The organism is Novosphingobium sp. AP12 (assembly GCF_000281975.1).
In the GTDB taxonomy this organism is placed as follows: Bacteria; Pseudomonadota; Alphaproteobacteria; order Sphingomonadales; family Sphingomonadaceae; genus Novosphingobium.
Genome location: NZ_AKKE01000058.1, coordinates 23470 through 33948, shown reverse-complemented (window position 1 = coordinate 33948; position 10479 = coordinate 23470). Strand labels below are relative to the sequence as shown.

Genomic DNA, 10479 nt, shown 5'->3' with positions numbered 1-10479 from the left:
GGCGGCCGCCGCAGGCGCCTTGGCCGGCGTCGCATACACTATTCTGTCGGGCTCCGAGGTGCCAACGGTGCGGTCCTGCATCGGCTCGCTGCTGGTGCTCGCCGCGCTGTCACTGGGACGCGAACCGCTTTCGCTGCGCATGCTCGCGGTCGCCGCGTTCTGCGTCATGTTGCTCTGGCCCGAAGCGGTCACTGGACCGAGTTTCCAGATGAGCTTCGGCGCCGTCCTTGCGCTCGTCGCAGTCGGCACGTCGGCTCCTGCCAAGGCCTTCATGGCACCTCGCGAAGAGGCCCTGGCAATCAAGGCATTGCGGCATCTGGCGATGCTGCTGGTGACCGGTGTCGTCATCGACCTCGCCCTGATGCCGATCGGCCTGTTCCACTTTCACCGAGCGGGGATCTACGGCGCGCTCGCCAACGTCATCGCCATTCCGCTGACCACTTTCGTCGTCATGCCGCTGCTCGCGGGTGCGCTCGTGCTCGACGCCGTTGGCGCGGGAGGACCGGTGTGGTGGCTGGCGCAGCTTTCGATCGACATGCTGACGGCGATTGCCCACTGGATCGCCTCGCGTCCGGCAGCCGTCACCATCCTGCCCGCGGGGCAAAGCGGTGCCTTCATCCTGTTCATTGCCGGCGGATTGTGGGTGGGCCTGTGGAGCGGCCGTATCCGTTGGGCGGGCCTGCCCCCAGCATTGTGCGGAGCCGGGCTGCTGGCGCTTGCGGCACCCGCCGACATTCTGGTCTCGGGCGATGGCCGTCATGTCGGCCTGGTCGAACCCGGCGGAGAGCGCCTTTTCGTCCTGCGGGACGGCGGCGAAGGCTACGCTCGCGACAACCTCATGGAACTGGCCGGCATGGAAGGTGAACCGGTAACACTCGACCAATGGCCGGGCGCGCGATGCAACCGCGATTTCTGCGCGATCACGCTCAAGCGCGATGCCATCACCTGGCGCCTCCTCGTGTCTCGAACTCGGGATGCCGTTCCGGAGCGCGCACTGGCAGCCGCCTGCGATCGTAGCGACATCGTGATATCCGACCGCTGGCTGCCGCGCAGTTGCACACCCCGCTGGTTCAAGGCCGACCGCGATACTTTGGGCCAGACAGGGGGGCTGTCCATATACCTTGACGGCGCTCGCATCGACACCGTGGCCGAGAGCCAGGGTTCACATGGATGGTGGCGACCGGCGCCGCCTCACATCCGAAAAGCCATGCCGACTTCTACGGCGGCATCAGTGATAGCGGCGCAGTAGTCCCGCCAGCTTGCCCTGAACCTCGACTTCGTCCGGGCCGTAAATCTGCGGTTCGTAAGCAGCGTTTGCGGGGTCGAGACGGACCATTCCATTCTCGCGGCGCAGGTATTTCAGGGTGGCTTCCTCTCCGCGGATGAGGGCAACGACGATCTCACCGTCGCGCGCCGCATTGGTGCGCTTCACGAGGGCGAAGTCGCCATCCAGAATGCCCGCCTCCACCATCGAATCGCCGGAGACTTCCAGCGCGTAGTGCTCGCCCGAGCCGAGCAGGGCGGCGGGGACGGGTAGCATGGATTGCCCTTCAAGGGCCTCGATCGGGACACCGGCGGCAATGCGGCCATGCAGCGGAATCTCGATGACGTCATTGGCGGCACGAGGCGGAAGCTGCGGGGAACGGTTCGGCAGCACATCTTCGTTGGCAAGCGTGACACGCGGCGACTTACCACCCGAGTCGTCGTCCGGCTTACGCAGCACTTCGAGTGCACGGGCGCGGTTGGGCAGGCGGCGAATGAAACCGCGCTCCTCAAGCGCAGAAATCAGCCGGTGAACGCCCGACTTCGACTTGAGGTCGAGCGCTTCCTTCATCTCTTCAAAGCTGGGAGAGATGCCGCTCTCCTCCAGCTTCGCCTGGATGAACCGGAGCAATTCGTGCTGCTTGCGCGTCAACATGGTCGCTGCCTCTTCGTTGCCGCCGGGCGAAGCTCCCTTCGATCGGCGATGTTCCGATGGTGAACATTGAGAGAACAATTAAGCAACGAAATTCGGCCCGTCAAGCAATGCCTCAGGCAATACCGCCATTCTGGAGCAGGAATACGCGCACCTCGTCGCCGATATCGGTGGCGGCGGAGAAGCTGGGGCGGTCGATCAGGACATTGCTGGCGGCGAGCGAGGCCAGTGCGCCGCTGTCCTGCAGCGGATGAGGCATTACGCTTTCACCGTTCCACCACCCCCGCAGGAACTCCCGGCGAGGACCATTCGCGCGAAGGGACGCGCTGAGACGCGTCTTTATCTGCATGGGCAGGACTTTGCCGGCGCCCTGCATTCGGCGCAGCAGGGGCAACAGGAAGTGATATGCGGTGACGTAGCTCGACACGGGATTGCCGGGAAGTCCGATAATGATCTGCGGCCGATCGGAGGCGGGCCGCGCACGGGTGGCTACGAGGATCGGCTTGCCCGGTTTGATGGCGACGCGCCAGAAGTCCAGGTTGGCGCCCCATTTTTCGAGCGCGGGGCGCACGAGGTCATGGTCTCCCACCGAGGCGCCGCCACTGGTGACGATCACGTCGGCATCGGCGGCGCCGGCAAACGCCGTCGCCAGCGCTTCCATCGTATCGGCAACCGGACCGATGCGAATTGTCTCGGCCGTGAGGGGCCGGGCGAGCGCGGTGAGCATCGCGCCGTTGCTGGCGGGAATCTGGTGCGGCTCGCAGCATTCGGGATCGGCGACGAGTTCGTCCCCGCTGTCGATCACGACGAGGCGCGGCATGCGGTGCACCGGCAGGTAGCGGTGGCCGGAGGCCATCGCGAGGGCCGCCTGCGCGGGTCCGATGGCCGTGCCTGCGGGCATGACCTCTCCGCCTTCAGCGAAATCCATGCCGCGACGGCGGATGTGCTTGCCAGCGGGCTGCGGGGCTTCCCCGATGAGCGTGAGGTGGCCGTCGCGGAAGCCGAGATCCTCCTGCACGATGACGGCGCCGGCGTCCGCCGGAAGGATGGCGCCGGTCGAGATGCGCACCGCTTCGCCATCGCCGAAGGTGCCGGTGAAAGGATGGCCCGCCGCGCTTTCGCCGACAACTTGCCAGGGGCCGCCAAGGTCGCCTGCGGTTACGGCATAGCCGTCCATCGCCGAGAGATCCGCAGAAGGCTGGGTGCGGCGCGCGTGCAGAGGCGCCGAAAGGTATCGGCCGACAGCGCCGTCGACGTCGACATGCTCGACTGCGAGCGGTTCGGCCAGCGCCAGAAGGCGAGCCTGCGCCTCCTCGAGGGGGATCGGGCCCGGCTTCACTCGTGCCAGTCTTCCGCTCGCCAGTGGCCGGACTTGCCTCCGCGTTTCTCGACGAGGCGGATGTCGCCGATGACCATGCCCTTGTCGAGCGCCTTGGCCATGTCGTAGATCGTCACGAGCGCGATGGAAACGGCTGTGATCGCCTCCATTTCCACGCCGGTCTTGCCGGTCAGCGATGCCGTGGCGTCCGCGCGGACGGCATTATCCTCGAACGTGAAATCCACGTTCACCGCGTCGATCATCAGCGGATGGCACATGGGGATGAGGTCGGCCGTTCGCTTCGCAGCCATGATTCCCGCAATGCGCGCCGTGCCTAATACGTCCCCCTTCGGAGCGTCACCAGCGCGGATCGCGGCGAGCGCCTGCGGTGTCATGGTGATGCGGCCCGACGCGATGGCGACGCGCTGGGTCTCGGCCTTGGCGCCGACGTCCACCATACGCGCGGTGCCGTCCGAATCGATGTGGGTGAGGGATTTGCTCATGTCAGGCCTCCGTCATCACACGCCGCGGCATGGCTGTTCAAGTCGTGCGCCTCAGGCGCCGGTGAGCAGCGCCCGCGTCGCCGCCTCGACATCGGCGTGGCGCATCAGGCTTTCGCCGACGAGGAAGGTGCGTGCCCCACATGCCGAGAGGCGCTGCAGGTCGGCGTGGGCGTTTATGCCGCTTTCGGCGACGAGCAGGGTGCCCTCAGGGGCAAGCGGGGCCAGGCGCTCGGTCGTGCCGATGTCCGTTGCGAAGCGCTTGAGGTCGCGGTTGTTCACGCCGATTAACCTGGATTTCAAGCGGCTTGCGCGTTCCATCTCGGATTCGTTGTGAACTTCGACGAGGCAGTCCATGCCCCGCTCGAGCGCCGCCGCCTCGAGCTCCGCCATGAGCGCGTCGTCGAGGGCGGCGACGATGATGAGGATCGCGTCGGCGCCGATCGCGCGGGCCTCGGCGACCTGCCAGGGGTCGACCATGAAGTCCTTGCGGATGACGGGCAGGGCGCAGGCCGCGCGGGCGTCCATCAGGTAGTCTTCATGGCCCTGGAAATAGGGCTCGTCCGTGAGGACCGAAAGACAGGCCGCGCCGCCGCGTTCGTAAGCGAGGGCGTGCTCGCCAGGTCGGAAGTCGGCGCGGATCAGGCCTTTCGAGGGGCTGGCCTTCTTGATCTCGGCAATGAGCGCGAAGCCGGTTTCAGCCCTGGCGCGAAGGGCAGCTTCGAAGCCGCGCGGTCCAGTCTGTTCGCCCGCGATCGCATCGAGGTCGTTGATCGTAGCGAGGCCCTTACGGGCGGCGACTTCCTCGCGCTTGGTGTCGCAGATCTCGGTGAGCTTGTCGGTCATGCTTCTTGTCTCTCAGGCGCGCGTTGCCGCGATCCAGCAGTCGAGCAGGGCCTTGGCGAGGCCCTTGTCGATGGTTTCGGCGGCTTCCTCTACGCCTTCGGTCCAGCTTTCCACCTCGCCCGCGACCATCAGGGCGGCGGCGCTGTTGAGGAGGACGGCGTCGCGGTAGGCGCCGGGCTCGCCCATCAGCAGGCGGCGCAGGGCTTCGGCGTTGTAGGCGGGGTCGCCGCCGCGGATGGCGTCGACGGGTGCGAGCGTAAGGCCGGCGTCCTGCGGGCTGACGCGGCGCATGAACAGTTCGCCCCCACGCACGTCGGCCACTTCGTTGCCGCCGGCGAGGCTGAGTTCGTCGAGGCCCTCGTCGCCCGAGATGACCATCGAATGCTCGGTCCCAAGCCGCAGCAGCGCCTCGGCGTAGATCGGCACGTAGGCGGGGCGCGCGATGCCGACCAGCTGGCGCGAGACCTGCGCGGGATTGGCGAGCGGGCCCATGAGATTGAAGATCGTGCGGCGGCCGAGCGCTTTGCGCAGCGGCATGAGCCGGCCCATGGTCGGATGATGGCGGGCGGCGAAGAGGAAGCCGATGCCGATCTCGGAGAGCGTCGATTCGGCGGTCTCGACTGCGCGGTCGAGGTCGAGGCCGAGGGCCTCGAGGGTATCGGCGGCGCCAGCCTTGGAACTGGCGGCGCGGTTGCCGTGCTTGGCCACGGGCACGCCGGATGCGGCGACGACCAGCGAGACGGCGGTCGAGACGTTGAGCGTGTGGAAGCCGTCACCGCCAGTGCCGCAGACGTCGATGGCATTGGCGGGGGCGTTCACCGGGATCATGCGGGCACGCATCGCGCGGGCGGCGCCGGCGATCTCGCTGGCGGTCTCGCCCCGGTCGGACAGGGCGACGAGGAAGGTGCCGATCTCTGGCTCAGGGACTTCGCCGTCGAGGATCGCGGAGAAGGCGGCCTCGGCCTCGTCCTCGGCGATGGGATGCAGCGGATCGGGAAGCTTCATGCCGCCTTCGCGGCCCCAATCACGCGGTCGGGCAGGCGCGCGTCGATACCGCAGAGGCGCAGGAAGTTCGCCAGCATCGCATGGCCGTGCTCGGTGGCGATGCTCTCGGGGTGGAACTGGACGCCGTGGATCGGCAGTTCGACGTGGCGGAAACCCATGACGTGGCCGTCGTCCGAGCGGGCGTTGAGCACCAGCGTCTCGGGAATGTTCTCGACGATGAGCGAGTGGTAGCGCGCGGCCTTCATCGGCGAGGGCACGCCTTCGAACAGGCCGGTGCCATCGTGCGTGATGGTCGAGGTCTTGCCGTGCATGAGCCCGCCGCGCACGACCTTGCCGCCGAAGTGCTGGCCGATCGACTGATGGCCCAGGCACACGCCGAGCAGCGGAATGCACGCCTTGGCGGCCGCACCGACGAGGTCGAGGCTGATGCCTGCCTCGTTGGGCGTGCAGGGGCCGGGCGAGACGAGGAAGCCCTGCGCGCCCATCTCCATCGCCAGGTCGACGCTGAGGGCGTCGTTGCGCACGACCTGTACCTCGGCGCCCAGTTCCATGACGTAATGGACCAGGTTCCAGGTGAAGCTGTCGTAGTTGTCGATAACCAGGATCATTTCTTCGCCTTTGCGCTTTTCTCGACGACGATCAAGGGGCCAAGCGGAGGGCCGCCATCGACGCGGCCGTGTTCGGGGTCCCACAGCGAAGACACGCTGCCGTCGAGGAACAGGGCGTTCGGGCACTTGAGGCCGTCGCGGAAGTAGCGGGCGAGCTTGCCGAACGACACCGGCTCGTCGGAAATGACGAAGTGTGCCCGGCCCTTGGTATCGACGCCGACGCCGTTGCGGACCTTGAGCGACTTGCCGGCCTCGTCGGCGCTGGCGTCGATCTTCGGGTGCAGCTTTCCGGCGATGACCAGCATCGGGCCGGACTGGGTGCCGAAGTCGGGGCGGTCGGTGACGGCGGCTTTGAAGTCCTCCGCGGTGCGGACCTGCCAGTGGCCCGCCGTATCGCCGTAGAAGACGCCGTTGGGGAGCAGGTGGAAGTTGCCCCAGCCCTCGTTGGTGTTGAGGGCGTGGCGGCGGTCGCCTTCCTCGACGTAGTAGCCGATCGGATAGCCGGCGGCGTCGAACATGCCGCCGTTGACGGCGAAGGCGACTTCGTGGCCGTTCCCCGCGCGCTCGACGGCAAGCTGGGACAGGCTGCGATAGGGTGCGCCGCCCCTGGGCCCGAGCACGGTGTGGATGACATGACGGCCGGGGACGGCGGTGCAGTGCGTGAAGCTCGCGCCCTCGAACGTCGCGCCTTCGCAGGGCGGCGGAGGCGGGGCGGGCGGTTCGGGCGCTGCGTCGGATGAGCAGGCGGCGAGGAAACCAAGCGTCGCTGCGAGAAGCGCAGCGACCGCAGCGGGCCTCACTGCCCGAACCCGGGTTCCCCCGCGACCCTCACCGCTTCGCGTGCCGCGGCGAACAGGGCGCCGCTCTTGGCCTGGCATTCGCGCAGTTCGTATTCGGGGTCGCTGTCGGCGACGATGCCGGCGCCGGCCTGGACGTGGAGCACGCCGTCCTTGAGCAGGCCGGTGCGCAGGACAATGCAGCTGTCGACAGAGCCATCGGGCGCGAAGTAGCCGACGCCGCCGGCGTAGGGGCCGCGCGTCTCGGGCTCGAGCTCGGCGATGACCTCGCAGGCGCGGACCTTGGGGGCACCCGAGACGGTGCCCGCCGGGAAGCCGGCGAGCACGGCGTCGATCGCGTCGTGATGCGCGGTGTCGAGGCGCCCGACCACGTTCGAGACGATGTGCATGACGTGGCTGTAGCGCTCGATGGTGTAGCTGTCGGTCACCTCGACGGTGCCGGCCTCGGCGACGCGGCCGACGTCGTTGCGGCCCAGGTCGAGCAGCATGAGATGCTCGGCGCGTTCCTTGGGGTCGGCGAGCAGGGCGACTTCGTTCGCCTTGTCCTCGGCCGGGTTCTTGCCGCGCGGGCGGGTGCCGGCGATAGGGCGGATGGTGACTTCGCCGTCGCGCACGCGGACTAGTATCTCGGGGCTCGAGCCGATCAGCGCGAAGCCCGGCAGGTCCAGGAAATAGAGGAACGGCGAGGGGTTGATCCGGCGCAGCGAGCGGTAGAGCGCGAGCGGCGGCAACGGGAAATCGCAGGTGAAGCGCTGGGCCAGCACGACCTGGAAGATGTCGCCCGCCTCGATGTAGTCCTTGGCCTTAAGAGCCATGGCCTTGTAGTCGTCGGGCGCCATCACGGCGGTCTGCACCGGCTCTGGCAGGTCGGCGGGGGCGGCTGAGGCGGGAGCGGGCGCGGCGAGGCGGCGGAGGGCTTCGTCAATGCGCTCGGCTGCCTTCAGCACCGATTGCACGGGGCTGGCGCTGCCCGGCCACACCGGGGCCACGCAGAACAGTTCGTCGCCCAGCCGGTCGAAGATCAGGATCAGCGAGGGGCGCACGAACAGCATGTCGGGCAGTTCGAGCGGGCTCTGCGGCGCGCGTGGCAGCTTCTCGACGAGGCCGATCGTCTCGTAACCGAAATAGCCGACGAGGCAGGCCAGCGCGCGGGGCAGCTCGGCCGGAACGTCGCAGCGGCAGCTTTCGACGAGGGCGCGCAGCTCGGCGAGACTGTCGCCGGGGAGGGCGACGAACGCCTCGCGGTCGGCCTGCCAGTCGCGGTTGATTGCGCAAGTCGGGCCGCTCCCGCGGAACACGAGGTCGGGATCGAGGCCGATCAGGCTGTAGCGTCCGCGCGTCTCACCGCCCTCGACCGATTCGAGGAGGAAGTCGCCCCGGCCGTCCTCGAACAGCTTGAGCGCGGCGCCGACCGGCGTCTCGGTATCGGCGACGAGGCGCCGCCACACCAGCGCGGGCTCGCCTTTCGCAAGCTGCGCCAGTGCCGCCGAACGATCCGATTCGCGCTCCATGTCCTGCCTTTTGTCGGTTGTTGTCAGTTCGCGGCCGCGGTGCCGGCGAGCTGTTCGCGCACGGACTTGATCGCCGCCGCATTGCGCTTGACGCCGACTTCCTTGACCACGGCCCGGCCGAGCGCATCGGCGTAAGCCTGGCCCAGCTGCTGGCCCAGTTCGTTGCGGGTGCCCTTCACGAGATCGGCGGATTCGACCTTGCCGGGCACGATGTCCTTGAGCTGGACCACGAACCAGCCCCGGTCTGCTGCGGCCGACTGCACTTTCACGGTGCCCTTCGACATGTGGAACATCAGCGAGACCGGCGGCGGAACCTCGCGGCCCGAGTTGAGCGCGGCGGCCAGCGTCGGACGCGACATGGCGACCTGCTGGGGCGGCGGCAGCTTCTTGCCCGAGGCGGCCATGACCTGCTCGATCGTGCGGCCTTTGCGGATGTCGGCCTGCATGCGCAGCGCCGCAGCCTTGGCTGCCTTGGACCCCGCGTCGATCGCCCAGGCTAGCTTCACGTCGTCCTTGATCTGTGCGAGCGGCGCAGGCGCCGACGGGGCGATCTGGGTGACGTCGAAGATGGCGAAGCTCTTGCCGCGCTCGACCTCGGCGACCTGCGGCTGCTCCTGGTCCATCGAGAACGCGGTGGCGAGCACGGGCTTCAGTTCGGCGGGAAGAACCTCGCCCGGCTTCATGTAGACGCCGCCGTCAGCGGTGACGGGCTGGGTCTGCTGGACTTGGCCGCCGACCGACTTGACGACTTCGTTGAGGTTGGCGCCGCCCGAGAACTGCTCCTCGATGTTCGCCAGCGTGTCGGTGAAGGCCTTGCGGCGCTTCTCCTCCGCGACCTGCGTGGTCAGTTCAGCCTTCACGTCGGCGAGCGCGCGGGCCGGGGTCTTCTGCTCCGCGTCGACGCGGATGATGTGCCAGCCCAGCACGCTCTTCTGCGGTGCGGCGAGCTTGCCGACGGGCGCGGAGAAGACGGCCTGCGAAACGGCGGGGGAGAACTGGGTGGAAAGCTGCTCGCGGCTGAAGAATTCGAGCGGGGCGGCCGACAGTCCCTTTTCGGTGGCAGCGGTTTCGAGCGACTTGCCGCCCTGGATTTCGGCTACGACGGCCTTTGCGGCGGCTTCGGTCGGCACGATCAGCTGGGTGATCTTGCGGTTGTCCTGCGCGGCGTAAGTGGCCTTGTTCGCCTCGTAGCGGGCAGCGACCTCGGCGTCGGTGGGCGCGGGGACGGTCTTGAGCGAATCGGCGCTGAGGATGGCGTAGCGGATCGTGCGGCGCTCGGGGCGGACGAACTGGCCGGAATGGGTCTTGTAGAAGGCGCCAAGCTGGGCGTCCGTCGGCTGCGCGGCGGGCGTGAACAGCAGCGAGGGGAGGGCGATCACGGTGCCGCTGCGGGTCTCGTCGAGCAGCGCGGCGTACCGGCGCGCCGCATAGTCCGACATGACCGAGCCGATCTGCGCGGGCACGATCAGCTCGCGGGCGACGAGGCTCTCACGGATGTCGTCGCGCAGGGCCGGCTCGGAAATCCGTTGCTGGGCCAGCGCCTGGCGGAAGACGGTCTGGTCGAACTTGCCGTCGACGCCCTGGAAGCCCGGGATCTGGGCGAGTTCGCTGTCGACCAGGCGGTCGCTGATCTCGACGCCGTGCTTGGTGCCGAAGGCGAACAGCGCGGTGCGGTCGATCAGCTCGGTCAGCACCTGCTCGAGGCCGCCCTGTTCGAGCAGGACCTTCATCGTCACGTTCGGGTTCTGCTGGCGGACCCGCTCGAGCGAGCGCTTGGCGCCCTGGTCCAGCATCTCGGCGCTCACGCTTTCACCGCCGACCTTGGCGACCGAGCTGCCCGCGGCGCCAGAGGAGCTGTTGAAGCCCGCGATGTCGCCGCTGGCGAAGGCGATCGCGATGACCCCCAGCACCAGCAGGCCGACGATGGCGCCGACCTTGGACTTGAGGAACGAACGGAAGAAATTGAGCATGAACCGGAC

The 10479-nt window shown here is 68.1% G+C and carries 10 protein-coding genes; 1 reads left to right on the top strand and 9 read right to left on the bottom strand.

Annotated elements, in window-relative coordinates:
* Positions 1 to 1249, top strand: a 1249-nt coding sequence (locus PMI02_RS10470) for a ComEC/Rec2 family competence protein (RefSeq protein WP_007682336.1), incomplete at its 5' end; no start/stop codon positions are given.
* On the opposite strand, the gene lexA is transcribed toward PMI02_RS10470, so the two are convergent.
* The 9 genes from lexA to PMI02_RS10425 all read right to left on the bottom strand — a co-directional run bounded on the left by lexA (position 1229) and on the right by PMI02_RS10425 (position 10470).
* Entirely contained in the window at positions 1229 to 1918 is a 690-nt protein-coding gene (gene lexA / locus PMI02_RS10465; RefSeq protein ID WP_007682335.1) for a transcriptional repressor LexA, read from the bottom strand. The two genes, PMI02_RS10470 and lexA, sit on opposite strands and share 21 nt — an antisense overlap.
* Before the next feature lie 112 nt (positions 1919 to 2030).
* Positions 2031 to 3254, bottom strand: coding sequence for a molybdopterin molybdotransferase MoeA (locus PMI02_RS10460; protein WP_007682334.1), 1224 nt, complete (start codon positions 3252 to 3254; stop codon positions 2031 to 2033).
* A complete protein-coding gene (gene moaC, locus PMI02_RS10455; RefSeq protein WP_007682333.1) occupies positions 3251 to 3736 on the bottom strand; it encodes a cyclic pyranopterin monophosphate synthase MoaC in 486 nt (161 codons plus the stop codon). Before moaC ends, PMI02_RS10460 begins: the two co-directional genes overlap by 4 nt.
* 51 nt (positions 3737 to 3787) lie before the next feature.
* Positions 3788 to 4579, bottom strand: a complete 792-nt coding sequence (gene trpC / locus PMI02_RS10450; protein WP_007682332.1) for an indole-3-glycerol phosphate synthase TrpC — start codon at positions 4577 to 4579, stop codon at positions 3788 to 3790.
* Positions 4580 to 4591: 12 nt separating this feature from the next.
* A complete protein-coding gene (trpD, locus tag PMI02_RS10445; protein ID WP_007682331.1) occupies positions 4592 to 5584 on the bottom strand; it encodes an anthranilate phosphoribosyltransferase in 993 nt (330 codons plus the stop codon).
* Positions 5581 to 6192, bottom strand: coding sequence for an aminodeoxychorismate/anthranilate synthase component II (locus PMI02_RS10440; RefSeq protein ID WP_007682330.1), 612 nt, complete (start codon positions 6190 to 6192; stop codon positions 5581 to 5583). The genes trpD and PMI02_RS10440 overlap by 4 nt, the downstream gene beginning before the upstream one ends.
* A complete protein-coding gene (locus tag PMI02_RS10435; protein WP_007682329.1) occupies positions 6189 to 6992 on the bottom strand; it encodes a phosphodiester glycosidase family protein in 804 nt (267 codons plus the stop codon). The genes PMI02_RS10440 and PMI02_RS10435 overlap by 4 nt, the downstream gene beginning before the upstream one ends.
* Complete coding sequence (locus PMI02_RS10430; RefSeq protein ID WP_007682326.1) at positions 6989 to 8500, bottom strand: anthranilate synthase component I; 1512 nt, start codon at positions 8498 to 8500, stop codon at positions 6989 to 6991. Before PMI02_RS10430 ends, PMI02_RS10435 begins: the two co-directional genes overlap by 4 nt.
* Positions 8501 to 8523: 23 nt before the next feature.
* A complete protein-coding gene (locus PMI02_RS10425) occupies positions 8524 to 10470 on the bottom strand; it encodes a peptidylprolyl isomerase (RefSeq protein WP_007682325.1) in 1947 nt (648 codons plus the stop codon).
* Between the last annotated feature and the right edge of the window lie 9 nt (positions 10471 to 10479).